The following is a 25,775-nucleotide window of genomic DNA, read 5'->3' as shown; positions in this document are numbered from 1 at the left end:
AAATGCTTGTTTCTACACCCCTTGACCTTTCCTTCTTGTTTATAATGAGAAAGAAAGAAAAAGAAAGGAAAGGCAACCTTTTCAAATCTGGATCGAACTGACAGAAGAGATTATCCAGAGGATGCAATCAGAGAATCTTTACTGAACAGCATTGTTCACCGTGATTACTCTTTCAGCGGAAGCAATCTGGTCAATGTCTATGAGGATAGAATCGAATTTGTCTCCCTTGGAGGTCTTGTATCCGGTCTGGAACTGGAATCCATGCCTTTTAGATTTTCTTCGCAATCGTAGACAGCTCCGAAAAAGAGCCTCATGACGGTGAAGAAAAAATCCAGAGCTGTGTTTCTTTCCACTTAGCCTTCGTTAGTTTCTTTCTGTCCCGAACACACCTTTTACCTGAATTCTGAAATCCAGCTTGTTGTTGGTCAATCCCTGCATGAGCTACACATTCTTATATCTGGGCAGGAAGATTGGACTGATAGACTGAATATCTTGCTCATTAATACAATGAGCCGTCATGAACTTTTTCGTCATATGGGGCTTTATATCTGACAGTACCTGTGACATAGAATCCTTTTTTTCTTCTATCACTCATCTATATTTTCCTATCATTGGTCAGTCAGTGACTTGCTCCCACTGGGCCCAAAAGCATTTTGCTGGAGCTGTCATATTCTTTTCCAGTGAGTTCAGACCGAACAATATCATCATTCAACATTTTAATAAATGCCGCTGCCTCTTTTTGTGAAGAAATCACAATATGATCTTCTTCAAACTTGAACATAGTTTTGTAGCGAGAATGCTTTTTCAGATTCTCTAACAAATCGTTCTTTTTCATCTGCAAAACAGGCGAATTTTTTGCCTTTAATAACTTCTTTGCATTTGTCAACTTACTTTTATTTTCAAACGCAACAAACTTTTCAAGGCTATCTACAATATCCAGATCGCGAATAATCTCAATCGTCTTCTGTGCCCCCGCTCGTATGTATTGCTCAAATCCAAAAAATCTCTGCATAAGATCCATTTTTGCCGTAACAACACTTGAAGAAAAGATAATTACATCTGCTCGTGAATCTATCTGCACAATATCGCTATCAATTTCATCGTATGTATCACCAACAAATAGGGCTATAACATTTTTACTTCGATCAATTCTTGATACAGAGTATATATGTTGATAAACCCAAAAGTACTTGTCATTCAAATTGATTCTAAAAAGAAATCCAGACAGTTTATTTCTATCGCTTTCCGAGTAGTACTCCGTACGCTTTTCAGCATCATCAAGAAAAGTAAAGGGTCTATAGTTCTCTATCAGACTAATCTCATAAAATTCTTTCTTATTGTCTGCAATATTTTCTGATGTATCAAATTCGGCATCATCTGCAAGATAGGTACAATTGATAAAACCTGCCACCTTATCTTTTGTGCTAGAAAGCAACTTATCTGTTGCTCTGATTTTTTTGGTTTGATATCCACTTTCATCGCGTAGGCAGGCATATATTTCAATACCGCAAACTGAACCAGAAAACATTATCGACTTAATCGATGCCTGAATTTCTTCCTTGGTCATTTGTTCATCTCCTTCATGTAGAGGACTGTATCATTAATCACTTTATATTCTACTGTACTAGGATTTTTTAAAAACCTGCCTTTAACTACAGCCAAACAAATTTCATTATTAGTAAAACTGGGAAGAGGAGTTTTGTATTGTCCATGAATGCTCCAAGGAACAAAACGCCATGTGAACCAAATATCTTTTCACCCCAGTTGTCGATTTTCCAGTAATGTAATTTGTGATCCACTTCTGGTTCTTCAAACTGGTTCCAATATTCAACATCACGTAGATATTTATCGATATCAGCCTTGGTCTTTTCCAACGCTTGCCCCTTCGCCTCTCTACTTTCTGTAATACAGATATTGAACTGCGATAACAGCCCTGCCAAGCTCATCAAAGACTTCAAATAACTATTGATTTTTACCGCACGGACGATATAAGTCAGATATCCCTGTTCATTGATGAACTTTGTAATTCCTTCACGATCTATTGTTGGAAGCATCGACATCTGCGATACAGCCGGTGTTAGCACTGGCTGCTCAGTTTCGTACCTTACAGCCATAATATAGCGATTTTCTTTTGTGAAGTGGTCGCATAGAAAACGACATTTCTTTGTCCTTATGCCCCGATCAGGCTCTGGTCAAAAGCAAACAATGCCTCGTTGATTTCATACACATTGTAGTTTCCCCGTTCGACAAAATATTCTACAATGATATCGAATTTGCTCGAGTGGGAAAGAGTAAATCCTGCCTTGCCGAGCATCTCCTGCATCTGGGCAAGCGGCAACTCCAAAGCGAGAGCAAATGCCAGCACTGTTGGTTTGGATGGCTTATAGAATTTATCAGAGCGAATTTTGGAAAAGAGTTTCCGGTCAATGTTTGCCTTCTTGTAACACTGGGCATCCGTCATGCCGCTTTCGTCAATCTTCCGCAGCAGCATTTCCGAAAAGCTCTCATCAATCTGCCCCAGTGCCTCCTCCAGAGATTGACTGCTGCAAGATTTACAGATTACTTCGGACGGCAGCGGGGCAGATGCAGCTTCAAAGCAGGATTCCTCTGACAGCGCTTCAAGCCGCCGTCTCTGTTCTACTCGACTGTCGGTATGTTCATCCACATACCAGTCATCTATGTACGCCGCGATATCAGCAAACAGTTTTCCGCTAATCTGATATGCCTTCTTATCAAAGATAACGATGTAGACCATCATCTCATTTTTCAGCAAGAATGCACTGATGGTATCGACTGCAACCTTCAGAGCCTGGTCTTTTGGATAGCCGTAGATGCCGGAGGAAATCAGCGGAAAAGCCACCGCCTGACAGCCATTTTCTTTTGCCAGGTTCAAAGATGTCCGATAACAGGATTCCAGAAGCTGTTGTTCCTGATGCTTGCCATCTCGCCAGCGCGGGCCGACTGCATGAATCACATATTTGCAGGGCAGGCGATATCCCTTTGTGATTTTTGCGCTGCCAGTCTCGCAGCCATGCAGCGTACTGCATTCTGCAAGCAGTTCCGGTCCGGCGGCACGATGAATGCAGCCGTCCACACCACCGCCGCCCAAAAGAGAAGTGTTGGCAGCATTGACGATTGCGTCAACGCGCATTTTTGTAATATCGTTTCTGATAATCTGTAACGGCATGAAGCATACCTCCCATTCGTCCGATCAGAGTCCTTGTCTGATCAAATATCTATTAAAGTGTCTCATACATTGCTTTCAATTTTTTCGGCGCTACACTGTTCCTGCAAATACACTGCCATAAAGGGCAAATATATTTGCTTCCCGTCCGTATTGTTCTATGCTATAATACTATTGTTGTCCAACCGAAACCCGGCAACGGGAGGAGGTGAACGTTATAGACACTTTAATTACCTTTATCATCACTGTTGCGGCAGGTGTTACTTGCCATCTCATCTGCAAATGGTTAGACAGACATGATAGGGACAACAAATAGCCTAGTGGTTTCTTATCCACTATAATAAAATAAGAAGAAAGCCCAAGAAGCTGCAACTTCAAGGGCTTTCACTCTTTTTGTTATAAACACTTTAATACCTTTTGCCTACTGGCATTATATCATACGCAATTTTTCTTTGCAATATACTCAATATATTTTTTAAGGTGTTTTGTGCGCTACGTGTGTTCTACACTTCAAAATCGCCCACTTTTTTAGAAAATCCAAGAACTTTCAGGCATAAAAAAACCCCGGAAAATCAAAAATTTCCGAGGTTTTGATAAATTTCCGTATTCGATTGGAATTATCGCTTGCTGAACTGCGGTGCGCGACGAGCAGCTTTGAGACCGTATTTCTTACGCTCTTTCATACGTGGATCACGTGTAAGGAATCCAGCAGCTTTAAGAGCTGGTCTGTAGTCTTTGTCTGCCTCAAGGAGTGCTCTGGAAAGACCATGACGGATTGCTCCAGCCTGTCCTGTGTATCCACCGCCGTGAACATTAACGATCACGTCGAATTTACCCTCTGTCTCTGTTAAAGCCAGTGGCTGACGAACGATAACCTTCAGAGTCTCAAGTCCGAAGTACTCATCGATGTTTCTTTTATTGATAGTGATTTTACCTGTTCCAGGTACCAGGTAAACTCTTGCGATTGATTTCTTTCTTCTTCCTGTTCCGTAGAATTTTGCGCTAGCCAATGTTTTCTACCTCCTATTAAAATGTTAAAACTTCAGGCTTCTGAGCCTCATGTTTGTGCTCTGGTCCTGCGTATACGAAAAGTTTCTTGTTCATAGCTCTTCCAAGAGGTCCTTTCGGAAGCATTCCCTTAACTGCGAGCTCGATAACCTTCTCAGGTTTCTTTGCTAACATTTCTTTTAATGTGGTTTCTTTCATTCCACCAACATAGTCGGAGTGGTTATAATAAATCTTCTGCTCAAGCTTCTTGCCTGTAACTTTGATCTTATCAGCGTTTACAACGATTACATAATCTCCTGTGTCAACGTGCGGTGTAAACTGAGGTTTGTTCTTTCCTCTTAAAACACTTGCAACACCGGATGCCAGACGTCCCAGAGTGCAACCCTCTGCGTCAACTACATACCATTTTCTTTCGATTTTATCCGGATTAGCCATATAAGTCTGCATGGTCCTACCTCCTGTTATTTATCAACGATAATGTTTCTCAAACCGCGGTACTTCCGCGAAAAAAAGTAAATGGAAACGCGGGTGCAAAATAAATCGCGGAAATGTCCGAAACCGCTGATAAAATGCCGTCGCCGGGGCTATTGGCTCAAGCATCTTCGCACTACGTCACATTGAGTTATTATATTATAAGGCACCTTGCCTGTCAACTGTTTTTTCTTGTAATTTTCAACAAAATTCCTGTTTTCAGAAAAACTCGATTCCCATCAGTGTCAGACCCTGAGCCGGAGCTGTGGGGCCTGCTGCCCCGCGGTCACAGGCTTTCAGGATCTTATCCATGCGTTCCGGCGGATACTGCCCGTTTCCGATCTCGATCAGGGTTCCGGAAATGATACGCACCATATTGTAAAGGAAGCCTGTTCCTGAAATGCGGATGGTCACCATGTCACCATCTCTCCACACGTCCATGGAGGTCACGGTACGGATGGTGGTCTTCACCTGTGCGCCGGAGCCGCAGAAGCTAGCAAAATCATGGCGTCCGATCAGATAAGATGTTGCTTCCTTCATCTTATCCACATCCAGTTTATAATGGTAAAAATAAGAGTACAAACGCTCCGTTGGCACCGGAAAACGCCGGTTCAGGATACGATATTCATATGTTTTTTCACTGTCACAATAACGGGGATGAAAATCCGGCTCCACCTCCTCAGAAAGCTGGATACGGATATCCTCCGGAAGTCTCTGGTTCAGTGCATAGGAAAATTTTTCCCCGGGGATCCTGGATTCGGTATCAAACACCGCCACATTTCCAAGAGCGTGCACTCCTGCATCTGTACGGCTGGCACCGATGGTCTCGATTTTTTCCCCAAGCAGCTCACTTAAGGTATCGTTTAAAACGCCCTGAATGGTGATTCCATTTGGCTGTGTCTGCCAGCCTGAGTACTTGGTTCCATCATAAGCTACAACAAGTCCTACTCGTTTCATAAAATATATTCCCTCCTGATACAGACATCCCTGCAGTACTTTCTATCCCAAAACAGACATACCGTCCTGCAAAATGCCTGCCTGATCCGGTTACAGTTCCGCTGTGCAAAATGCAACGCTTCGGACCGTTCCATGTCTGAGTACCGGCAGGATTTGGCTACAGTCCCGCCACACGGAATGCAACACCCACCGCAAGATATGCCACAAGGATCCCATAGGCCGCATAATCTCTTTTTTCATAATGCAGCGGCTTCATTTGAGTTCTGTGCTCTCCACCATGGTAACACCTTGCTTCCATGGCCATTGCCAGATCATTGGCGCGACGGAACGCCGAAATAAACAGCGGCACAAGAAGGGGTACCATATTTTTCGCCTTCTGGATCAGGTTTCCGTTTTCGAAATCTGCACCTCTGGCGATCTGTGCCTTCATGATCTTATCCGTCTCCTCCAGAAGGATCGGGATAAAGCGAAGGGCAATGGACATCATCATGGCGATCTCATGTACCGGCACCCGGATCTTGTTCAGCGGACGGAGCAGTCTCTCCAGACCATCTGTCAGCTGATTCGGCGTGGTAGTCAATGTCATGATGGAAGATCCGATCACAAGGTAAACAAGACGGATCGCCATTCTTCCTGCAAGAACAAGGCCTTCCCTTGTGACCTTGATGATCCCGAAACGCCACAGCACTTCGCCAGGCGTCAGGATGATATTGAACACAACCGTGATCAGAAGGATCATAACGATAGCCTTCAGACCCTTGAACATGAATTTCACCGGAACCTTGGATATTGCGATCATAGCTACCAGAAATGCTGTTGCCACCGCATATCCGAGAAATGTATGGAACAGGAACACAGAGATCAGAAATCCCAGAGTTCCCAGAAATTTGGTCCGTGGGTCCAGTCTGTGAAGAACGGATTTGGCCGGATAATACTGGCCAATGGTAATATCTCTGATCATTTTTCCGCCCCTCCTTTGTTCAGTAATGGAGAGTTCGCCTGCGCAAGTGCGGCAAGGATACTGTCTCTGGCTTCCTCCACCGTTGTGGCATCTGCATCCACATGCAGCCCATGTCCCTTCAGCGCATGCATGATATAAGTGATCTGCGGTGCGGCAAGTCCCATGGTTTCCAGTTCCTTATAATGGGAAAAAACCTTCTTCGGCTCATCATCAAATACAGCTTCTCCGTGATTCATAACAATGAGGCGCTCCACGTATTTCGCAATATCCTCCATGCTGTGGGAAACCAGAACAATGGTTATCCCTCGCACCTTATGAAGCTCTGCGATCTGATCCAGGATATCATCCCTGCCCTTCGGGTCAAGCCCTGCTGTGGGCTCGTCCAGGATCAGAATCTTCGGGTTCATGGCAAGAACCCCTGCAATAGCTACCCTTTTTTTCTGGCCTCCGGAAAGCTCAAAGGGTGATTTTTTGAAATTGGACTCTTTTACTCCAACCTGAGTCAGAGCCTGCTTCGCTTCTTTCTCTGCTTCTTCCCTGGAAAGTCCCTGATTCATAGGTCCGAAGCATACATCCGAGATCACATCATTTTCAAACAGCTGATGCTCCGGGTACTGGAACACCAGACCAACCTCGCTGCGGAGCTGTTTCCGGTCATATTTTTCTGCCCACACATCTTCTCCGTTATACAGAACCTGGCCGGATGTTGGCTGTACCAGCGCATTCAGATGCTGGATCAGCGTGGATTTTCCGCTTCCTGTGTGTCCGATGATCCCGATAAACTGGCCGTCCGGGATCACAAGGCTGACATCCTTCAGCGCATGGCTCTCATAGGCTGTCCCGGGGCTGTAGGTATAGGTTACATTTTTTAATTCGATTGACATAATGCGCTCACCAGCTCCTCTGTAGTCAGTATTCCATCCGGAACATCCACGCCGGATTTCTTCAGTTCATATGCAAGAAGTGTTACCTGTGGTACATCCAGTCCATACGCCTTAAGAGTATCCACCTGGGAAAAGATCTCTTTGGGATTTCCCTGCATCACAACATTTCCGCTGTCCATGACATAAACACGGTCAGCATGGATCACTTCCTCCATGTAATGGGTGATCAGAATGACTGTTACCTTTTCCTTACGGTTCAGCTCCCGCACTGCCTCCAGGACTTCCTTTCTTCCGTTAGGATCCAGCATGGCGGTAGGCTCATCCAGAATGATGCACCGCGGGCGCATGGCCATCACGCCTGCAATAGCCACTCTCTGCTTCTGCCCTCCGGAAAGCTTGTTTGGGGACTGATAACGATAAGCTGTCATACCGACTTTTTCCAGGCTGTCATTCACCCGTTTCCAGATATCATCTGTAGGAACTCCCATATTTTCCGGACCAAAGCCTACATCCTCTTCCACAACGGTTCCTATGATCTGGTTATCCGGATTCTGAAATACCATTCCTGCCTTCTGGCGTACCTTCCAGAGTTTGGTCTCTCTGGCGGTATCGATCCCGTCCACCAGCATCGTTCCCTCTGTTGGGATCAGAAGCGCATTCATATGCTTCGCCAGTGTGGATTTTCCGGATCCGTTATGTCCCAGAACTGCCACAAATTCTCCTGCTTTAATGTCCAGGTTCACATCATTGACTGCACGCTGCATGTCTACCACATTGCCGTCATCATCGTATCTCTGATAGTCAAATCCCAGCTTAAGCGCCTTGATAATTCCCATCTTTTCTGCTCTCCTTAATCCTCTGTAGCTGCCGGTTCACCAAGGCCGGTCAACTCATCGATCAGTGCCCATATCTCGTCTCTTCCCTGCTTCGTCTCCGCAGAAAACGGAAGGATCTTTCCCTCTTTCGGAAGGCCCAGTCCGATGCGGATCTCCTTCAGGCTTTTTGCCACCTGGCTGCGTTTCAGCTTGTCAAGCTTGGTTGCGATGATCACCGGCTCATATCCGTTGTGACAAATCCAGTCATACATCTGCTTGTCATTGGCGGAAGGCTTGTGGCGAATATCCACCAGGAGAAAAACCGCACGGAGCTCTTTGGAATTATGAAGATAGCCCTCGATCATTTTTCCCCATTTTTCCTTCTCTGCTGCAGAGACCTTGGCGTAGCCGTAGCCCGGCAGGTCTACGAGATACATTGCTTCATTAATGTTATAAAAATTGATCGTCTGTGTTTTTCCCGGCTGTGCGCTGGTTCTTGCCAGGGCCTTGCGGTTCATCAGACCATTGATCAGGGAGGATTTCCCTACATTTGATTTTCCCGCAAAAGCTACCTCCGGCCTTCCTGTGTCCGGGATCTTGCTTGTGATGCCGCAGACGATATCCAGCGATACGTTTTTGATTACCATTCGTTATTCCTCCCTTTTCTTTTAAAAGCCCTGTCCTGAAGGTCAGGGCAGGGTTTTTCTGTTTTTTGTTTATGCAAGAGCTTCACCGAGAACTTCTTTCATGTTATCCACAAACCGGATATCCAGTCCCTGGATGATCTCTCTGTCCATCTCCTCGATATCCGGACGATTTTTTTCCGGAACAAGGACTTCCTTGATCCTGGCATATTTAGCTGCAAGCAGCTTCTCTTTCAGTCCGCCGATCGGAAGCACACGGCCTCTTAAGGTGATCTCACCGGTCATGGCAAGATCCGCACGTACCGGTTTTTCGATAATTGCAGACAGCATGGCAGTTGCCATTGTAATACCGGCGGACGGGCCATCCTTCGGAACGGCACCCTCCGGAATATGTACATGCATATCATGCTTCTGGAAAAATTCCGGATCGATCTCATATTGGTCAGAAACCGAACGGATATAGCTGATACCTGCCTGTGCAGATTCCTTCATCACATCTCCAAGCTGTCCGGTAAGAAGCAGCTCGCCTTTTCCGGGCATGATATTGACTTCGATCTGCAGGGTATCACCGCCTACCTGTGTCCATGCAAGACCGCGGGCGATCCCGATCTCATCCTTCTCATTGGCCATTAGATAGTTATATCGTTCTTTGCCAAGGAATCTGGAAATATTTCTGGATGTGACAACTACCTTATCCTTACCCTCTTCCATGATAGCACGTGCAGTTTTTCTGCAGATACGTCCGATGCCTCTCTCCAGAGAACGGACTCCTGCTTCCTTGGTATAGTTGTTGATCAGCTTGCCAAGAGCTGCCGGCTGGATCACCAGCTTGCCTTCCGGAATACCGTTGATCTCCATCTGCTTCGGGATCAGATGCTCCCTTGCGATATGTTCCTTCTCATTTTCCGTATATCCCGGGATTTCCATCAGCTCCATACGGTCAAGAAGAGGTCTCGGGATTCCCTGAACATCATTTGCAGTGGCAATAAACAGTACCTCGGAAAGATCCTGGGGAATCTCTACATAGTGATCATTGAACTTACTGTTCTGCTCCGGATCCAGAACCTCCAGAAGTGCTGCGGAGGTATCTCCTTTATAATCGCTGCTGGTCTTATCGATCTCATCAAGAAGCATCAGCGGGTTGCTGACTCCGGCTTCCTTCAGTGCGACTGTGATCCTTCCTGGCATGGCACCGACGTAAGTCTTTCTGTGGCCACGGATCTCTGCCTCATCACGGACACCTCCAAGACAGATGCGGACGTATTTCTTGTTCATGGCCTCTGCCACAGAACGTGCAATGGAAGTTTTTCCGGTTCCCGGAGGTCCCACCAGACAGAGGATCGGACTCTTTCCCTTGTGGGTCAGCTTACGTACAGCAAGGAATTCCATGATACGTTCTTTGACCTCTTTCAGTCCGTAATGACCCTCTTCCAAAACCTTCCATGCGTTCTCAAGATCCTCGGAATCCTCGGATTTCTTATTCCACGGAAGTGCAAGAACGGTTTCCAGATAGCCTCTCTGCACCGTTGCCTCTGCAGCACTGGCTGCCATTCCTTTAAAACGGCTGATCTCCTTGGAAATCTTCTCTTTTACTTCATCAGATGCATCCAGCTCCTTCAGCTGTTTTTTTAATTCATCGATATCATCAGCAGTATTCTCCTCGCCCAGCTCCTCACGGATGGTTTTCAGCTGTTCCCGGAGAATATACTCTTTCTGATTCTTGTCGATATGGGATTTCACCTTGCGCTGAAGATCTTTAGTGATGTGGATCACCTCGATCTCGCTGCCAAGAAGCGCTCCAAGGATCTCATAACGGTCATTCAAAGACACTGCTTCCAGAAGCTTCTGCTTGTTCTGATACGCCATCGGAAGATTTACTGCGATCTGGTCGATGGTTTCCTGCACATCTTCGATGTTCATGATCTGGGTTACCAGATCCTTGCTTACTTTTCCGCTTTCTCTGCAATATCTCTGAAAAAGCTCCCGGATGCTGCGAAGCATGGCGTCCTTTACCGGTTCCGGGTAATCCTCTTCCTGTGCCGTAACGATCTCGCATTCCGCCTTCAGATATGGTTCCTCCTGCTCCAGGCCCAGAACCTCTGCCCTGTCCAGTCCCTCTACCAGAACCCGGTAAAGATCCTGCGGAAGCTTCACCACCTGCTTGATATAAGCGACGGTTCCTACCTGATACAGATCCGTAAGTTCCGGTATTTCCACCTCAGGATCCTTCTGTGTCAGCAGAAAGATCTTCTGGTCATGGAGCATGGCTGCTTCCACGGCACGGATAGATTTCTCCCTGCTCACATCAAAGTGTACGATCATATCCGGAAGGACTGTAGTCCCACGGAGAGCGATCATTGGCAATATATTGACCTGATTTGTCATTTATGTCATTCCCTTCATCAAGCTGTTTCCGGCTTGCCTTTCTTTCTCGAACGGGATGTTTTGCGTCCTGCTTTTTTTGCAGGAGCCTTGGCCTCCCCGTGGATGATCTCCGGCTCTCCGGTTCCCTCCACTGCCTCTTTTGTGACGATACACTTACGGATGGTGTCGTCCGATGGTGTCTTGTACATCAGATCCATCAGGGTATGCTCCATGATGGCACGAAGTCCTCTGGCACCTGTTTTTCTCTCAAGAGATTTCCGGGCAACTGTCTCAAGTGCTTCATCCTGGAACTCAAGCTGCACGCCATCCAGCTCAAAAAGCTTGTCGTACTGTTTTGTGAGGGAATTCTTAGGCTCCTTCAGAATACGGATCAGTGCTTCTTCATCCAGAGAATCCAAGGTTACCACGACCGGAACTCGTCCGATAAACTCCGGGATCAGACCGAATTTAATAAAGTCCTCCGGCATAACCTCCTTCAGAACTTCGCCCACATTGCGGTCTTCCTTCTCGGAAACCTCTGCTCCGAAACCAATGGATTTGGTATCCTGTCTTGCCTCGATGATCTTCTCCAGTCCGTCAAAAGCACCACCGCAAATGAACAGGATGTTTGTAGTATCGATCTGGATAAATTCCTGATGAGGATGCTTTCTTCCTCCCTGAGGAGGTACGCTTGCAACGGTTCCTTCCAGAATTTTCAGAAGTGCCTGCTGTACGCCCTCACCGGACACATCTCTGGTGATGGAGGTATTCTCGGATTTTCTTGTGATCTTATCGATCTCATCGATATAGATGATTCCGTACTGGGCACGCTCAATATCATAATCGGCTGCCTGAATGATCTTCAGAAGAATGTTCTCAACATCCTCGCCAACATAGCCTGCCTCTGTGAGAGTAGTGGCATCTGCGATGGCAAAAGGAACATTCAGCAGTCTTGCCAGTGTCTGTGCAAGAAGTGTCTTACCGGAACCGGTCGGACCAAGCATCAGGATATTACTCTTCTGCAGCTCCACGTCCAGGTTTCTTGAAGCAAGAATCCTCTTGTAATGATTGTAAACAGCTACGGAAAGTGCCTTCTTGGCATCATCCTGTCCGATCACATACTCATCCAGGATACTGTGGATCTCTTCCGGTTTCAGAAGGTTGATCCCTGTTTCATAATCTGCCTCATGATCATACATACTGAATTCTTCTTCCATGATCTCGGAGCAGATCCCGATACATTCATCACAAATATATGCTCCATCCGGACCTGCGATCAGCTTGCGTACCTGATCTTCAGTCTTATGGCAAAAGGAGCATCTTACCTTTCCTTCTTTTACTTTATCTGCCATATCTTTTTGTTTCCTTTCTAAGCGTAAATGTCCGTCTCTCGCAGACATTTAAAATTCCTTTTTAAAGCAAGATAAGACTCCTGTGTCTTTACAGGAGTCTTTTCTTACGCATTATTTGTGGATCACAACACCGTCGATCAGGCCGTATGCCTTAGCTTCTTCCGCTGTCATATAGTTGTCACGGTCAGTATCTTTTTCCACAATTTCAAGAGGCTGTCCGGTATTCGCAGAAAGAATCTCGTTCAGCTTCTTTTTGGTTTTTGCGATCTGGTCAGCTACGATCTGGATCTCTGTAGCCTGCCCCTGTGCACCGCCTGATGGCTGATGGATCATGATCGTCGAATTCGGCAGTGCATATCTTTTGCCTTTGGCACCGGAGGACAGGAGGAAAGCTCCCATGCTGGCTGCCATTCCAAGGCAGATCGTAGATACATCGCACTTGATATACTGCATTGTATCATAAATTGCCATTCCGGCAGTTACAGAACCACCCGGGCTGTTAATATAAAGCTGGATATCCTTGGAAGGATCTTCTGCTTCCAGGAAGAGAAGCTGCGCAACGATCAGGTTCGCACTGACATCGTTTACCTCTTCTCCAAGGAAAATGATTCGGTCCTTAAGAAGTCTTGAATAGATATCATAACTTCTTTCTCCTCTGCTGGTCTGCTCAATGACGTAAGGTACTAAACTCATTTTACCCTCCATTTCCGAGGTTTATTACGCCTCTACAGCTGCATCGGCAACTAATGTAACAGCTTTCTGAACAGCCATATCTTTCTTCATCTGCTCCATCTCGTTCTCACCGATGAGATCTTTTAATTTGTCTGCTTCCATCTTGTACATCTCTGCCATCTTGGAGATCTCTTCGTTAACCTCTTCCTCTGTTGGCTGGATGTTCTCTACCTCAGCGATCTTCTCAAGAACAAGTCTTGTCTGGATTCTCTTAAGAGCCTGTGGCTTCATGTCTTCCATCATCTTGTCAACGCTCTGGCCTGTGAACTGGAAGTACTGCTCCATGGAAAGACCCTGGGACTGCATTCTTCTTGCGAAATCGTCAAGCATCTGACGTGTCTGTGTCTCGATCATTGCCTCCGGAATATCCATCTGTGCATTCTCGATCACTTTATCTACTGCTGCGTCTTCTTTTGCACGACGTGCATCTTCTGCTTTCTTCTCTGTCAGGTTCTTCTTAACGTCTTCCTTGTACTCAGCAAGTGTATCAAACTCAGATACATCCTTAGCGAAGTCATCGTCAAGCTCCGGAAGCTCTTTTGCTTCGATCTTCTTAACATCGCACTGGAATACAGCTTCTTTGCCAGCCAGCTCTTTTGCCTGATACTCCTCCGGGAATGTAACCTTAACTTCTACGTGATCACCTGTGTTAGCACCAACAAGCTGCTCCTCGAATCCCGGGATGAAGGTGTTGGAACCAAGTGTCAGCGGATAGTCTGTTCCTTTACCGCCCTCGAATGCCTCACCGTCTACGAAGCCCTCGAAATCGATAGTTGCTGTATCGCCGTTCTGTGCTGCACGATCCTCAACTGTAATGGTTCTGGAGTTTTTCTCCTGCTCTTTCTTAATCTCAGCCTCAACTTCCTCGTCTGTTACCTCTGTCTCAGACTTCGGAACCTCAAGTCCTTTATAGTCACCAAGAGTTACCTCTGGTTTAGTAGCTACTTCTGCTGTAAAGATAAATGGTTTGCCAGGCTCAACCTGTGTTACATCGATCTTAGGCTGGGAAACGATCTCAAGATCACACTCAGCAAGTGCTTTGCTGTAATGCTCAGGGATCAGAGCGTTTGCAGCGTCCTCAAGGAATACTCCCTTTCCGTACATCTGCTCGATCATTTTTCTTGGAGCTTTTCCTTTACGGAATCCCGGAATAGAAATTCTGCCTTTTGCTTTCTGATATGCATTCTGCATTGCTTTGTCAAGATCCTCGGCGGAAACCTCGATTGTAAGTTTCGCCATGTTTTTCTCCATTTTCTCCACCTGTAAACTCATGTTTCTTGTTCCTCCTTAATCATATCGAGTAAATACCTTATATAAAATAGTTAACACTCGCATTATATATTTACAGTCATTTCTGTAGTATAGCATAACCACTGTAAAAACGCCAGTATTTTTTTCAGTTTTCCATATGCCCCCACAGGGCATTTCTCAGCTGCCCACGTCCTCAATGTTAAAGTAATTTTCTGTCTTTCTTATGTTGTTAAGACAAAATGTAAAAATCCTTTTATAAGTTTTAGGCGTATAATGAACACCATCGTCTGTACCGTCTCCCGTATTGGATACAGTACCATATCCGGTCCGCATCAGATAACTGTAAACATCAATATAGTGGTACTGACTTCCAAGCTCACCGGCAAGACCGCTGTTAAAAGTCCGGACATCCTCACATTTACGATTCTTGGTACTTCCCTTTTCCCCTCCATTGATCGGATTCACAGACATATAATACAGACTGCAGTTTTTCATGGAAAGCTTTGTTCCCAGCTTTTTCATATAAGACACGTACTGTGAGAGTCTATCATTCAGATCCTGTTTTCCGTTAATATCTCTGAGATCATTGATACCATGATTAAACACCACTGCGATCTTTGCGTATTTTTCATTTTTACGACATTTTTCTATTTCTTTCAAAAGAGCCTGTGCGCCCGTTGACTTCAGCCAGCCCAGTTCCGTATTAGAACGGCATACAAAGCTGACATGGCTGTCCACATACTCCTTTCCAAACTGTTCGTACAATACCTTCTGAAGACCATATGTCCTGGAATCTCCCACAAAGATGATCCTTTCATAATTCTCAGGATAATGAAAGCTGTTCCTGACCAGATTCGGTTCCTGATACCGCCAGAATCTCACCGCATAGAGATGCATGGTTCCACTGACTGTGATCACCTGTCCGGCTTCATACCTTGGTGCGGTCTTCTGACCTGCCCTGGTAGACCATCCAAGGAATGTATAATTCTCTTCATTGGCCATCACCGGTAGTTTCAGTTTTCCGCTTGGAGCCTGGATGATCTTGTAGATATCTCCGTCATTCCTGTGCAGGATCAGTTTGGGATTGTTCTTCTTTTTTATCACTGCATAAAACGTTACATTTCTTTTTACAAAATATTTTTTTCCCGGCTTATATCCTGCCTCCGCTCCTCCTTTTTTCAGAGACCATCCTTCTGCCTGATATCCTGCTGGGACCTGCGGCACTTTGGGAATCGTGATCATGGAACCATATTTCTGTTTCTTTTCCAATTTTTTATATATAGCAGAGGAGGCTCCTCCGCCTGACCTGAAAGATACGGAATACACTTTTTTGCAAGCATTCCCGAATGTATCATCCGACCAGTCAAAGCCGGCAGCTGACACCAAATTTCCTGTGCCTGTCATCAGTATAACAAAAAGCGCCACTACCCACAGGACCTGTTTCATCTCTTTTTTCATGCTCTTACATACACCACCGATTCAGCGATCTCTTCTGCCTTTGCGCTTCCCTCCAGCTGTCCGATCAGGGAAAGGCTGAAATCGATGGCTGTTCCAAGGCCTCTGCTGGTAGTTACATTTCCATCTACCACTACAGGCTCCAGAGATGTTCTGGCACTTTTAAGCTGTTCCATAACAGATGGGTACGATGTAGCATTTCTGCCTTTCAGGAATCCAAGTCTCTCGAATATACCTGGTGCCGCACAGATAGCTGCTACCTTGCCGCCATTCTGATAGAAATCTGTCAGAAGCTCAGTCAGCGGTTTATATTCCTCCAGATATTTTGTTCCCGGCATTCCTCCCGGAATTACAAGCATATCCGCATCGGAAAAATCACATTCTCCAAAGGTACGGTCTGTAAGAAGATCGATCCCATGAGAGGTTCTGATCTCTTTTGTCTCTTTGATAGATACTGTCTGGATGTCGATCCCGGCTCTTCTCATCAGATCTACCACGGTCAGTCCTTCAATATCTTCAAAACCATCTGCGAAAAAAATATATACTTTACTCATGATCCTGTTCATCCTTTCTTTTATAAAATCCATAAATATTTTCTGTATTCCCCATTCCCTTCCATAATGCTTTTTCCATCTGAAAATGTCAAGAAATTTCAACAGATATGCCATTGCAAATCCTGTTTTTTTCCTGTAGACTGAACATAATATCTTTTCATTTCACAAATCCGGAGGTTTTTTATATGGAGATCGAACGTAAATTTCTGATCCGGAAGGATGACCTTCCGCAGGATCTGGCTTCTTATCCCTGCCACAGGATCGAGCAGGGGTATCTTTGCACTTCCCCTGTCGTCCGCATCCGCCGGCAGGATGATGACTATTTTCTTACTTACAAATCCAAGGGTCTCATGAGCCGTGAAGAATATAATCTTCCGCTCACCGCTGAAGCCTATGAGCATCTGAAGCCTAAAGCAGACGGTATCCTCATTACCAAGGACCGCTATGTGATCCCGGAAAAAGACGGACTTTTTATTGAACTGGATGTGTTCCACGGAGAATACGAGGGAGTTCTTCTGGCTGAGGTGGAATTTCCTACAGAGGAAGCCGCCAATGCCTACACTGCGCCGGACTGGTTCGGAGAAGATGTAACTTATTCCACCAGATATCATAACAGTACCATGAGCCAGGGCTGGCAGAGCGATTACTGTTCACTCCGTTCTCAGTAACATGCTTCGCGATGCACACAATTTATGCTAATCGCACTTGTATTTCTTATTTCAGGTGCTATAATTAGTAATGTAGGCAGATATAGTTCATCGGTAGAACATCAGCTTCCCAAGCTGAGGAGGCGGGTTCGATTCCCGTTATCTGCTTTCATTGCCAAAGAGGGCACGCAGTCAGGCGTGTCCTTTTTTATAAATTTCAAGGAGGATTTTTGTTTATGAAGATTGGATTTATCGGATGTGGAAATATGGCCTCTGCCATGATCGGCGGTATTCTCCGTCAGGGGATCTTTTCAAAGGACGAGATCATTGTTTCCAACCTTACAGACGAAGGCAGAGCGCGCAGTGAAAAAACTCTTGGTGTTGTCACCACTCTGGATAACAATGAAATAGTCAGATCTGCAAAAACTGTCGTTCTTGCAGTAAAGCCGCAGTTTTATGAGGAAGTTCTCACAGAGGTCCACGACAGTCTCACGACAGAGCACACCATCATCGGAATCGCTCCCGGCAAGACTCTTGCATGGCTGGAAGAAAAAGCCGGTCTTCCTCTGAAAGTTGTCCGTTTTATGCCTAATACTCCTGCACAGGTTGGGGCCGGAATGACTGCTGTATGTACCAATGACCGGGTTTCGGAAGACGAACTGGCAGAAATCCTTAAGATCACAGACAGCTTTGGCTGTACCGAAGTGATACCGGAGCGTCTGATGGACGCCGCAGGCGCTGTAGGCGGCTGTTCACCGGCTTATGTGTTTATGTTTATCGAAGCCATGGCAGATGCCGCTGTCAGCCAGGGAATGCCTCGTAAGCAGGCTTATAAATTTGCTTCCCAGACTGTTCTCGGCAGCGCAAAAATGGTTCTGGAAACCGGCAGACACCCGGGAGACCTGAAAGACATGGTCTGCTCACCGGCAGGAACTACCATTGAAGGTGTCCGCACCCTGGAAAAGAGCGGCTTTCGCAGTGCCATATTCGAAGCGCTTACCGCAGCTGCTGAGAAGGGTAAGAAGTTATAATTTTCGAAAACAAAAACTCCGTGAGGTCTGCATTCACCCGGACCTCACGGAGTTTTTCCATCTCATCTCTTTTATCGTCTGCCGACAGCCCTACAGCAACTCGATCAGCGCGTCAATATCTTCCATTTTTGTTCCCCAGCTTGTAGCAAAACGGATCACTGTATGATCTTCATCATATTTTTCCCAGAAATCAAACTGAACTTCTTTGCCCAGTTCTTCTTTCTTTTTATTTTCCAAAACTACAAACTGCTGGTTCGTGGGAGAATCCAGGAAAAGCTGATATCCTTTTTCCTGAAGGGCTCTTTTCAGCTTCATAGCTGTTTCAATAGCATTTTTGCTGATCCTTGTATACAGATCATCGGTAAACAGTGTGTCAAACTGGATTCCCAGAAGACGGCCTTTTGCCAGAAGGGCTCCCTGCTGCTTCACCATAGTCATAAAGTGCTTCGGAGCTTTTTTCGTAAAGACCACTGCCTCACCGCAGAGTGCTCCTACCTTGGTTCCGCCGATGTAGAACACATCTGTACATCTGGCGATATCCTCAAGTGTCACATCTGCTTCCGGACTTACCAGACCGTAGCCAAGTCTTGCTCCGTCCAGAAACAGTGGAAGCTCGTATTTATGGCATACCTCGGAAATTTCCTCCAGCTCTTTCTTCGTATAAAGTGTTCCGTACTCTGTCGGATGAGAAATATAAACCATTCCCGGAAATACCATATGGTCGTGACTTTCATCCCCATAAAAAGTTTCCACATAATCTGTGATACTTTCTGCTTTGATCTTTCCGTTTTCTGCCGGAAGTGTCAGTACCTTATGTCCTGTATACTCGATTGCTCCGGCCTCATGACAGCTTACGTGTCCGGTCTGCGCCGCAAGAACACCTTCATAACGGTTCAGGACAGAACCTATGACCGTGGCATTGGTCTGGGTTCCTCCCACCAGGAAAAACACCTCTGCATCCGGGCAGCCACAGGCTTTACGGATCTTCTCCTTGGCAGAATCACAGTATTTGTCCGTGCCATAGCCGGAAAGCTTCTCCATATTGGTTTCCAGAAGCTTCTGGAGGATCGCCGGATGCGCTCCCTCGCAATAATCATTTACAAAAAATAACATTTTATTTTCTCCTCATCTGTATTTTCATTTTATTTGACCGTCTTCCCCGGAATGATCTTACAGGTGGAAAACGATTTGACACTCCCCACAGCTAAAGCAGGGGGATTCTTGCTTCTCCCACTACTGCATTGGCAAACACCTTACGGTACTGCAATGTCTTACACAGTGTCCACAAGCTATATTTATACTGTTCCCGTATGCCCTACGGTACAGTTTTTATCTTTATGCAGACTGCATCTGCAGTCCTTTTTTCAGAATATTGATACTTGCATTCGTATCCCGGTCATGAACCGCATGGCATTTGGGACACTCCCAGATACAAATGCCCAGATTTTTTATCCGTGTATTTCTGTAGCCACAACAGCTGCAGGTCTGACTGCTCGGATACATCGTTGGTACTCTGTGAATTTCATTTCCATACCAGCCAGCTTTATATTCCAGCATTTCAAAAAATTTTGCCCAGGAAACACTCGCTATCGATTTTGACAGTTTATGATTCCGGATCATCCCCTTAACATTCAGATCTTCAATACAGATGGTTTAGTTTTCACGCACCAGCATCGTTGACTGTTTCTGCAGGAAATCATTCCGCTGATTGGTTACTTTCTCATACACTCTTGCCACCCTGATCCGCTGCTTCTCGCGGTTATAGGAATCTTTCAGAAAGGCAAACTCCTCTTGCTTTTTCAGTTCAGTCAGCATGGCGGAAGTCTGGGAATAGCCGATCTTTTCCCCATTTTCATAGCCTTCCTTACGCATGGCAAGTCCCCGATTGTAGATGAACCGGCAGCATCCCAGGGTCTGATGGATGAAGTTTTTCTGTTCTCTGTTCGGGTAGATCCTGAATTTAATTCCTTTTTGCATTATCCCATCTTATCCTTTTGTCTCTGCGATGTTTTCTGGTTTTCAATATACTGTTTTACTGTTTCCAGCGGAGCACCGCCCACCGTCGATACAAAATAGCTGTTTGTCCAGAGAGTCGGCATTTTCGTTTTAAGATAGGGAAATTCCTGTCTTAAAATTCTGGACGTATAGCCTTTAAATGACTTTACAGCTTTGTGGATGCCAAACTGAGGATCTACTTCCAAAAGCATATGAACATGGTCTGGCATGATCTCCATTTCCAGAATGTCTACAGAAAGATTTGCAGCATACTCTGTGAGCAGCTCCTTCAGCCGGACGTCCACACCATTAATTAATACTTTTCGTCTATACTTTGGACACCATACTACATGGTATTTACAGGAATAGACGACATTGTTGTTTGATTTATATGTTGTGTTCATATTTATATTATACTATGGTTTGTTAGTTAATACAATTACTATTTTGTCCATCTTCAATTACTTGCATAAATTCGATGGACGCGTCTTATATCCCCATAGCTGAAACAAGGGGTTTTACGACGCATTGGATAAATGCCGCAGGTTTTTCCCATGTTTTTTAAACTTTCTAAACTATTTTTTAATTTTCACATGCTTTCTGTGCATACTCTGTCTGCACCAGATTTTCATACGCTGTACGATCCGTCAGCTCACCTGCATCTTCCAGGATATCCTGCAGAAGCTCAAAGCTGTCTTTTTCAAAAATAAGATTTTCTTTCCAGGTATCCTGGTCATAATAACGTTTTACAATGGCAGTAATGGTTTCAAGATCTGTTTCTTTGAACTGCGGTGCGATCACTTCTGCGATTTCCTCCGGCGTATGACTCTGCACATAGTCCATTCCCTTCTGAAGTGCATCGGTAAATTTCTGGATGATCTCAGGATTTTCTTTCATGTAGCTTGCTTTTGCACTGTAGGATGTATATGGTACATAGCCGGATGCCTCTCCGAGAGATGCAACTACATAGCCCGCTCCTTCTTTTTCCAGAATGGTCGCAGATGGTTCGAATTCTACTGTATATGCCGCGGAATCATCACTGGTAAAAGCTGCTGCTGTGGAACCGAAATCAACGCTCTGGTCGATGGTCAGATCCTTTTGCGGATCAATGCCGTTTTTCTTCAGTATATATTCAAATACCATTTCCGGCATTCCGCCCTTACGACCGCCAAGAACCTTCTCTCCTTTTAGATCCTCCCATTTGAAATCAGGCATCTCTTCTCTTGCCACTAGAAAATTCCCCGCACGCTGGGTTAACTGTGCAAAATTTACGACAGGATCCGTGGCGCCCTCCTGATAAGCATAAACAGATGCCTCTGCGCCCATAAATCCAATATCTGCCTCACCGGAAATCACAGCAGTCATCGTTTTATCTGCTCCGAATCCCGTCACCAGCGTCAGATCCAGACCTTTCTCCGCAAAATATCCCTCCTCAATCGCCACATACTGCGGTGCGTAAAAGATTGAATGTGCGACTTCATTCAGTGTAACCTTTGTAAGCTTCTCTTCTGTGCTGTCTTTCTTCGCAGCAAATACTCCCATTGGCAGCGCCGTCACCGCCAGCACAACTGCTGCCGCCAGTGCAATCCATTTTTTATTTTTCATGCAGATACTCCTTTACAGACTTCTTCTGTTAGAGTATGCATAATTAATTAATTGGTGACCAGGGAAACATACAAAGTATCGTAAAACACAGTCTCCATGATTCCTTTTGTTAGGATATGCCCAAAAACCAACTGCTGATCACGATCAACTTTCCCATCAGTTAAAAAATATGAATTTTATTTAACAACAATTCAATTGTGTTCAATTTCCAATCCTGCTATGATTTAATCACAAAAGCTTTTGAAATTTCAATCAGGAGAGAATTAGGATGAATATTGGAAATGTGATAAAAAAATATAGAAAAGAGTCTGGTTTCACCCAGGAGGAAATGGCAAACCGCTTAGGAGTAACTACTCCAGCGGTGAATAAATGGGAGACGGGGAACTCCAATCCAGATATTGAACTGTTAGCACCAATTGCAAGACTGCTACATATTTCCCTTGATACCCTGTTGTCTTTTCATGAAAATCTGACAGACGTTGAAATTACAGAACTTATTCAGGAAATGGACAAAATGTTTTCAGCAGAAGGTTACGAAAAGACCTATCAATGGGCAGTAAATATCATAAAAGATTACCCTAACTGCAACATGCTTATCTGGCAGGTGGCGGTGATGCTTGACTCGCGAAGAATCATAGGTCAGTGTGAGCATCCCGATAAGTACGACGAACAGATTAATTCCTGGTACGAAATGGCACTAAATGACAAGGACGAAAAAATCCAGCACCATGCGGCAGATTCTCTGTTCGGATTCTACTTGCGAAAAGGGAATTATGAAATGGCAGAAAAATATCTGAACTATTTTTCCGACTATGATCCCATGAAAAAACTAAGACTTGGGCAATTATACATGGAACAGGAAAAAACAGAAGAAGCATATGAAAAACTGGAAAATATAATTCTTTCAGAGTATACTACTTTGAATCTTGCCTTTGGCATGATGATCACAAAAGCTCTTGACAATAAAGATCATAAATCCGCAAGATTCCTGGCCGAGAAAATGTATGCATTAGCAGGTATTTTTGAGATGGGAAAATACAATGAATGTGCAACCATGTTTAATGTTGTGGTGGCAGAACAAAATGTAGAAGATACTTTTAAGGTAATAAAACAACTGCTGGAGAATGTCGATACAATCTGTGATTTTCAGAAATCAAGATTATATAAACATATAAAATTCCAAGATGTAGAAAATCCATATGCTGAAGAAATGAAAAAAGAACTGATTGCAGGCTTCCAAAATGAAGAAGACTTTGCTTATATGAAAGGCTATAAACCCTGGAAAAAATTATTAGCAAAGTATTGATCCTGATTATGTTTATTGCAAAATAAAAAACCTATTCATTCGCAATAGATCACATTTATAGATGAAAGAGATGCAGGCGTCGCGGCTCCTGCATCTCTTTTAACCCATAGGGTGCGTGATTGCAACGAAATTTACCACCTCAATGGATGATAAATTGCAATATATTTCAAAAATAAAAGAAGAACGTAATAAGGCACAGGACGAACTTGCTGAACTAAGGAAAATTCTTGAATTGCCAGATGATATTTCTTTGACAGAACACATTACAAAGATAAAAATAAATATTGACAAGGAGTAATTGAACCAGTATCATATAAGTACAAAGAAGTCTTTTTCCGGAGTGAGAAAGATATTATTACTTATTCAAAGGAAAGGGGCTCTGGACGAGTTCCTTTTTACATTTCATAAAATTTGATTTTATAACATATACTATGAACACAAAGTAGCTCTGGATAGGATATTCGGAGTTGTAAAACGGCGGAAATATCATTGCTGGTATTTCCGCCACTTCTTTTATAGATTATTCGCACTATTCAATCCATCCACTCAATTACACAAAATCAAATCGTCTCATAATTTACATTAATATATGTACGCCACCCCCAAAATATGATAAGGTGAAGCAAATAGAATTTTTCAGGAGGTTATTAACAGTTAAATATAAATTATAAAATCATATAAGTACATGTTGAGTTTTATAAGATATTAGAGCAGAATATTATTGAAAGGAGTTGATGCTTTGAGTAAATATTATTCTATACATGAATTTTCAAAAATTATAGGCGTATCCGCCCAGACATTACGAAATTGGGATGCCAATGGAAAACTTCATCCGCATCATACTACAGTAAGCGGCTATAGATATTATTCTGACGAGCAACTCAACCAGGTAATAAATGTAAAGCCTAAAAATCGCATTACAATTGGATATTGTCGCGTTTCCAGCCATAAACAGAAAGATGATCTGGAACGACAGATTGATAATGTTAAGACATATCTTCTGGCAAAAGGACAGCCATTTGAGATAATAAGTGATATCGGTTCCGGAATTAATTATAAGAAAAAAGAACTCCAGGAATTGATCAGGCGAATATCTCAAAATCAGGTTGAAAAGGTTGTTGTTTTATATAAAGATCGGCTATTGCGATTTGGTTTTGAATTGATAGAATATATCGCTTCGCTTTATAATTGTGAGATTGAGATTATTGATAATACTGAAAAATCCGAACAGCAGGAACTTGTTGAAGATCTGGTTCAGATGATCACAGTATTCAGTTGCAAATTACAAGGAAAACGAGCGAATAAAGCCAAGAAACTTATCCGGGAACTGATACAGGAGGAAGTAGATGGTAAAAGCCATAAAAGCAATGTTGATACCAAACAATGTACAGAAAACTAAGATGTTTCAGTACGCAGGTGCTTCAAGATTTGCTTATAACTGGGCTTTGGCAAGGGAAATAGAAAACTATGAAAAAGGCGGAAAATTCATTTCAGATGCAGAACTCAGAAAAGAATTTACAAAGCTTAGACATTCTGATGAATACGCATGGTTATTGAGTATTTCAAATAATGTAACCAAACAGGCAATCAAAGATGCCTGCACTGCTTATAAGAACTTTTTCAAAGGTTTGCAGAAATTCCCAAGATTCAAGTCAAAAAAGAGATCAATGCCGAAGTTCTATCAGGATAATATTAAGATACAATTCAGTAATACTCATGTTAAGTTTGAAGGATTTTCTTCAAGCAGGAAAAGAAATAAACAAAAACTAAATTGGGTAAGACTTGCAGAGCATGGTCGTATTCCTACAGATGCTAAATACATGAATCCGAGAATATCTTTTGATGGGTTGAACTGGTGGATCAGCGTATGTGTGGAATTTCCTGATCGCATAGAAAAACTTAATAATGATGGAATTGGTATAGATCTAGGAATCAAAGATCTGGCTATTTGCTCTGATGGAGCTAAGTATAAGAACATCAATAAAAGTCAGAAAGTAAAGAAACTAGAAAAACAGAAACGCAGATTACAGCGTAGTATCTCTCGCTCTTACGAGAAAAATAAGAAAGGAGAAAGTTACTGCAAAACAAATAATGTAATCAAAAAGGAAAAACTTTTATTAAAACGAAATCACAGATTAACAAATATCCGTAAGAACTATTTGAATCAGACTACATCTGAAATTGTAAGTCGAAAACCAAGATTTATTTGTATTGAAGATTTGAATGTTAGTGGAATGATGAAAAATAGACATTTATCAAAAGCAGTTCAGAATCAGGGGTTTTTTGAGTTTAGAAAGCAGCTTGAACACAAGTGCAGCGATAAAGGGATCCAGCTTATTGTGGCTGATCGGTTTTATCCATCATCAAAGCTTTGCAGTTGCTGTGGAAACATTAAAAAAGACTTGAAATTATCTGACAGAATTTATAAATGTGATTGTGGAAATGTCATTGATAGCGATTTTCAGGCATCTATAAATCTCAAGGCTTATGGAGAAAGATTTGCAAGCTAACACTAAAACGTTAGTGCAAATATGTACGGGTACGTTAATCCGGAATTTA

The 25,775-nt window shown here is 43.8% G+C and carries 27 protein-coding genes and 1 tRNA gene; 7 read left to right on the top strand and 21 right to left on the bottom strand.

Going from position 1 to position 25,775, the window contains the following annotated elements:
* Positions 1 to 619: 619 nt before the first annotated feature.
* The 16 genes from NQ489_RS04370 to NQ489_RS04295 all read right to left on the bottom strand — a co-directional run bounded on the left by NQ489_RS04370 (position 620) and on the right by NQ489_RS04295 (position 16,635).
* Complete coding sequence (locus NQ489_RS04370; protein WP_021650599.1) at positions 620 to 1,567, bottom strand: DUF4868 domain-containing protein; 948 nt, start codon at positions 1,565 to 1,567, stop codon at positions 620 to 622.
* Between the two features lie 85 nt (positions 1,568 to 1,652).
* Complete coding sequence (locus NQ489_RS04365; RefSeq protein ID WP_021650598.1) at positions 1,653 to 2,114, bottom strand: hypothetical protein; 462 nt, start codon at positions 2,112 to 2,114, stop codon at positions 1,653 to 1,655.
* 56 nt (positions 2,115 to 2,170) lie between these two features.
* The gene (locus NQ489_RS04360; RefSeq protein WP_021650597.1) at positions 2,171 to 3,187 is read right to left on the bottom strand and encodes an O-acetyl-ADP-ribose deacetylase; all 1,017 of its coding nucleotides are present in this window, start codon (positions 3,185 to 3,187) and stop codon (positions 2,171 to 2,173) included.
* A gap of 614 nt (positions 3,188 to 3,801) precedes the next feature.
* A complete protein-coding gene (rpsI, locus tag NQ489_RS04355) occupies positions 3,802 to 4,194 on the bottom strand; it encodes a 30S ribosomal protein S9 (RefSeq protein ID WP_021650596.1) in 393 nt (130 codons plus the stop codon).
* A 16-nt stretch (positions 4,195 to 4,210) separates the two neighbouring features.
* The gene (gene rplM / locus NQ489_RS04350) at positions 4,211 to 4,639 is read right to left on the bottom strand and encodes a 50S ribosomal protein L13 (RefSeq protein WP_021650595.1); all 429 of its coding nucleotides are present in this window, start codon (positions 4,637 to 4,639) and stop codon (positions 4,211 to 4,213) included.
* A 243-nt stretch (positions 4,640 to 4,882) separates the two neighbouring features.
* The gene (gene truA / locus NQ489_RS04345) at positions 4,883 to 5,620 is read right to left on the bottom strand and encodes a tRNA pseudouridine(38-40) synthase TruA (RefSeq protein WP_021650594.1); all 738 of its coding nucleotides are present in this window, start codon (positions 5,618 to 5,620) and stop codon (positions 4,883 to 4,885) included.
* A gap of 157 nt (positions 5,621 to 5,777) precedes the next feature.
* The gene (locus NQ489_RS04340; RefSeq protein WP_015527359.1) at positions 5,778 to 6,581 is read right to left on the bottom strand and encodes an energy-coupling factor transporter transmembrane component T family protein; all 804 of its coding nucleotides are present in this window, start codon (positions 6,579 to 6,581) and stop codon (positions 5,778 to 5,780) included.
* Positions 6,578 to 7,465 carry an energy-coupling factor transporter ATPase gene (locus NQ489_RS04335; RefSeq protein WP_021650591.1) on the bottom strand — a complete coding sequence of 296 codons (888 nt, stop codon included), beginning with the start codon at positions 7,463 to 7,465 and terminating at the stop codon, positions 6,578 to 6,580. The genes NQ489_RS04340 and NQ489_RS04335 overlap by 4 nt, the downstream gene beginning before the upstream one ends.
* Entirely contained in the window at positions 7,450 to 8,301 is an 852-nt protein-coding gene (locus NQ489_RS04330; RefSeq protein WP_015527361.1) for an energy-coupling factor transporter ATPase, read from the bottom strand. Before NQ489_RS04330 ends, NQ489_RS04335 begins: the two co-directional genes overlap by 16 nt.
* Positions 8,302 to 8,315: 14 nt before the next feature.
* Positions 8,316 to 8,927, bottom strand: coding sequence for a ribosome biogenesis GTP-binding protein YihA/YsxC (yihA, locus tag NQ489_RS04325; RefSeq protein ID WP_015527362.1), 612 nt, complete (start codon positions 8,925 to 8,927; stop codon positions 8,316 to 8,318).
* A gap of 69 nt (positions 8,928 to 8,996) precedes the next feature.
* Positions 8,997 to 11,309, bottom strand: a complete 2,313-nt coding sequence (gene lon / locus NQ489_RS04320; RefSeq protein WP_021650590.1) for an endopeptidase La — start codon at positions 11,307 to 11,309, stop codon at positions 8,997 to 8,999.
* 17 nt (positions 11,310 to 11,326) lie between these two features.
* Complete coding sequence (gene clpX / locus NQ489_RS04315) at positions 11,327 to 12,640, bottom strand: ATP-dependent Clp protease ATP-binding subunit ClpX (RefSeq protein ID WP_022426169.1); 1,314 nt, start codon at positions 12,638 to 12,640, stop codon at positions 11,327 to 11,329.
* 111 nt (positions 12,641 to 12,751) lie between these two features.
* The gene (gene clpP / locus NQ489_RS04310) at positions 12,752 to 13,333 is read right to left on the bottom strand and encodes an ATP-dependent Clp endopeptidase proteolytic subunit ClpP (protein WP_015527365.1); all 582 of its coding nucleotides are present in this window, start codon (positions 13,331 to 13,333) and stop codon (positions 12,752 to 12,754) included.
* A 24-nt stretch (positions 13,334 to 13,357) separates the two neighbouring features.
* Positions 13,358 to 14,644, bottom strand: coding sequence for a trigger factor (tig, locus tag NQ489_RS04305; protein WP_021650587.1), 1,287 nt, complete (start codon positions 14,642 to 14,644; stop codon positions 13,358 to 13,360).
* 156 nt (positions 14,645 to 14,800) lie between these two features.
* Positions 14,801 to 16,081: an InlB B-repeat-containing protein gene (locus tag NQ489_RS04300; RefSeq protein WP_021650586.1), complete on the bottom strand. Its 1,281-nt coding sequence runs from the start codon at positions 16,079 to 16,081 to the stop codon at positions 14,801 to 14,803.
* Positions 16,078 to 16,635 (bottom strand): DJ-1 family glyoxalase III, encoded by a 558-nt coding sequence (locus NQ489_RS04295; protein WP_092068762.1) that lies wholly within the window; start codon positions 16,633 to 16,635, stop codon positions 16,078 to 16,080. The genes NQ489_RS04300 and NQ489_RS04295 overlap by 4 nt, the downstream gene beginning before the upstream one ends.
* Positions 16,636 to 16,817: 182 nt before the next feature.
* On the opposite strand from NQ489_RS04295, the gene NQ489_RS04290 reads away from it, so the two are divergent.
* The 3 genes from NQ489_RS04290 to proC all read left to right on the top strand — a co-directional run bounded on the left by NQ489_RS04290 (position 16,818) and on the right by proC (position 18,310).
* Entirely contained in the window at positions 16,818 to 17,300 is a 483-nt protein-coding gene (locus tag NQ489_RS04290) for a CYTH domain-containing protein (RefSeq protein WP_021650584.1), read from the top strand.
* A 76-nt stretch (positions 17,301 to 17,376) separates the two neighbouring features.
* Positions 17,377 to 17,447: transfer RNA gene (locus NQ489_RS04285), tRNA-Gly, on the top strand.
* A 68-nt stretch (positions 17,448 to 17,515) separates the two neighbouring features.
* Positions 17,516 to 18,310, top strand: a complete 795-nt coding sequence (gene proC / locus NQ489_RS04280; protein WP_021650583.1) for a pyrroline-5-carboxylate reductase — start codon at positions 17,516 to 17,518, stop codon at positions 18,308 to 18,310.
* 90 nt (positions 18,311 to 18,400) lie between these two features.
* Here proC and NQ489_RS04275 read toward each other — a convergent pair whose 3' ends face one another.
* The 5 genes from NQ489_RS04275 to NQ489_RS04260 form a co-directional block, all read right to left on the bottom strand.
* A complete protein-coding gene (locus NQ489_RS04275) occupies positions 18,401 to 19,423 on the bottom strand; it encodes a threonine aldolase family protein (protein WP_021650582.1) in 1,023 nt (340 codons plus the stop codon).
* A 222-nt stretch (positions 19,424 to 19,645) separates the two neighbouring features.
* Positions 19,646 to 19,930 carry an RNA-guided endonuclease TnpB family protein gene (locus tag NQ489_RS17700; protein WP_334303917.1) on the bottom strand — a complete coding sequence of 95 codons (285 nt, stop codon included), beginning with the start codon at positions 19,928 to 19,930 and terminating at the stop codon, positions 19,646 to 19,648.
* Between the two features lie 33 nt (positions 19,931 to 19,963).
* On the bottom strand, positions 19,964 to 20,287 hold the full coding sequence (locus NQ489_RS17695) for a helix-turn-helix domain-containing protein (protein ID WP_330671015.1): 324 nt from the start codon (positions 20,285 to 20,287) through the stop codon (positions 19,964 to 19,966).
* Positions 20,287 to 20,709, bottom strand: coding sequence for an IS200/IS605 family transposase (gene tnpA / locus NQ489_RS04265; RefSeq protein ID WP_059086115.1), 423 nt, complete (start codon positions 20,707 to 20,709; stop codon positions 20,287 to 20,289). The genes NQ489_RS17695 and tnpA overlap by 1 nt, the downstream gene beginning before the upstream one ends.
* Positions 20,710 to 20,887: 178 nt before the next feature.
* Positions 20,888 to 21,910, bottom strand: coding sequence for an ABC transporter substrate-binding protein (locus tag NQ489_RS04260; RefSeq protein ID WP_021652568.1), 1,023 nt, complete (start codon positions 21,908 to 21,910; stop codon positions 20,888 to 20,890).
* 268 nt (positions 21,911 to 22,178) lie between these two features.
* Between NQ489_RS04260 and NQ489_RS04255 the strand changes: the two genes are divergently transcribed.
* From NQ489_RS04255 to NQ489_RS04240, 4 genes are all read left to right on the top strand, one after another.
* Positions 22,179 to 23,216 (top strand): helix-turn-helix domain-containing protein, encoded by a 1,038-nt coding sequence (locus NQ489_RS04255; protein ID WP_015527374.1) that lies wholly within the window; start codon positions 22,179 to 22,181, stop codon positions 23,214 to 23,216.
* Between the two features lie 115 nt (positions 23,217 to 23,331).
* Positions 23,332 to 23,514, top strand: coding sequence for a hypothetical protein (locus tag NQ489_RS04250; RefSeq protein WP_182465517.1), 183 nt, complete (start codon positions 23,332 to 23,334; stop codon positions 23,512 to 23,514).
* Positions 23,515 to 23,955: 441 nt separating this feature from the next.
* Positions 23,956 to 24,615, top strand: coding sequence for an IS607 family transposase (locus tag NQ489_RS04245; protein ID WP_227945590.1), 660 nt, complete (start codon positions 23,956 to 23,958; stop codon positions 24,613 to 24,615).
* Positions 24,563 to 25,726 carry an RNA-guided endonuclease InsQ/TnpB family protein gene (locus tag NQ489_RS04240; RefSeq protein WP_227945589.1) on the top strand — a complete coding sequence of 388 codons (1,164 nt, stop codon included), beginning with the start codon at positions 24,563 to 24,565 and terminating at the stop codon, positions 25,724 to 25,726. The genes NQ489_RS04245 and NQ489_RS04240 overlap by 53 nt, the downstream gene beginning before the upstream one ends.
* The last annotated feature ends 49 nt before the right edge of the window (positions 25,727 to 25,775 follow it).

Source organism: Blautia sp. KLE_1732_HM_1032 (assembly GCF_025147905.1).
Taxonomy (GTDB): domain Bacteria; phylum Bacillota; class Clostridia; order Lachnospirales; family Lachnospiraceae; genus Blautia_A; species Blautia_A fusiformis.
The sequence above is the reverse complement of the archived record's forward strand: the minus strand, read 5'-3'. Positions and strand labels throughout refer to the sequence as shown.

Excerpts from the sequence above, each read along its gene's own strand:
- tig (WP_021650587.1), bottom strand. The coding sequence starts at position 14,644 with ATGAGTTTACAGGTGGAGAAAATGGAGAAAAACATGGCGAAACTTACA.
- NQ489_RS04360 (WP_021650597.1), bottom strand. The coding sequence starts at position 3,187 with ATGCCGTTACAGATTATCAGAAACGATATTACAAAAATGCGCGTTGAC.
- tnpA (WP_059086115.1), bottom strand. The coding sequence starts at position 20,709 with ATGAACACAACATATAAATCAAACAACAATGTCGTCTATTCCTGTAAA.
- NQ489_RS04300 (WP_021650586.1), bottom strand. The coding sequence starts at position 16,081 with ATGAAAAAAGAGATGAAACAGGTCCTGTGGGTAGTGGCGCTTTTTGTT.
- NQ489_RS04255 (WP_015527374.1), top strand. The coding sequence starts at position 22,179 with ATGAATATTGGAAATGTGATAAAAAAATATAGAAAAGAGTCTGGTTTC.
- NQ489_RS17700 (WP_334303917.1), bottom strand. The coding sequence starts at position 19,930 with ATGATCCGGAATCATAAACTGTCAAAATCGATAGCGAGTGTTTCCTGG.
- NQ489_RS04260 (WP_021652568.1), bottom strand. The coding sequence starts at position 21,910 with ATGAAAAATAAAAAATGGATTGCACTGGCGGCAGCAGTTGTGCTGGCG.
- clpX (WP_022426169.1), bottom strand. The coding sequence starts at position 12,640 with ATGGCAGATAAAGTAAAAGAAGGAAAGGTAAGATGCTCCTTTTGCCAT.
- truA (WP_021650594.1), bottom strand. The coding sequence starts at position 5,620 with ATGAAACGAGTAGGACTTGTTGTAGCTTATGATGGAACCAAGTACTCA.
- rplM (WP_021650595.1), bottom strand. The coding sequence starts at position 4,639 with ATGCAGACTTATATGGCTAATCCGGATAAAATCGAAAGAAAATGGTAT.
- NQ489_RS04240 (WP_227945589.1), top strand. The coding sequence starts at position 24,563 with ATGGTAAAAGCCATAAAAGCAATGTTGATACCAAACAATGTACAGAAA.
- NQ489_RS17695 (WP_330671015.1), bottom strand. The coding sequence starts at position 20,287 with ATGCAAAAAGGAATTAAATTCAGGATCTACCCGAACAGAGAACAGAAA.
- NQ489_RS04365 (WP_021650598.1), bottom strand. The coding sequence starts at position 2,114 with ATGGCTGTAAGGTACGAAACTGAGCAGCCAGTGCTAACACCGGCTGTA.
- NQ489_RS04330 (WP_015527361.1), bottom strand. The coding sequence starts at position 8,301 with ATGGGAATTATCAAGGCGCTTAAGCTGGGATTTGACTATCAGAGATAC.
- clpP (WP_015527365.1), bottom strand. The coding sequence starts at position 13,333 with ATGAGTTTAGTACCTTACGTCATTGAGCAGACCAGCAGAGGAGAAAGA.
- NQ489_RS04370 (WP_021650599.1), bottom strand. The coding sequence starts at position 1,567 with ATGACCAAGGAAGAAATTCAGGCATCGATTAAGTCGATAATGTTTTCT.
- NQ489_RS04335 (WP_021650591.1), bottom strand. The coding sequence starts at position 7,465 with ATGTCAATCGAATTAAAAAATGTAACCTATACCTACAGCCCCGGGACA.
- yihA (WP_015527362.1), bottom strand. The coding sequence starts at position 8,927 with ATGGTAATCAAAAACGTATCGCTGGATATCGTCTGCGGCATCACAAGC.
- NQ489_RS04275 (WP_021650582.1), bottom strand. The coding sequence starts at position 19,423 with ATGTTATTTTTTGTAAATGATTATTGCGAGGGAGCGCATCCGGCGATC.
- lon (WP_021650590.1), bottom strand. The coding sequence starts at position 11,309 with ATGACAAATCAGGTCAATATATTGCCAATGATCGCTCTCCGTGGGACT.
- proC (WP_021650583.1), top strand. The coding sequence starts at position 17,516 with ATGAAGATTGGATTTATCGGATGTGGAAATATGGCCTCTGCCATGATC.
- NQ489_RS04340 (WP_015527359.1), bottom strand. The coding sequence starts at position 6,581 with ATGATCAGAGATATTACCATTGGCCAGTATTATCCGGCCAAATCCGTT.
- NQ489_RS04290 (WP_021650584.1), top strand. The coding sequence starts at position 16,818 with ATGGAGATCGAACGTAAATTTCTGATCCGGAAGGATGACCTTCCGCAG.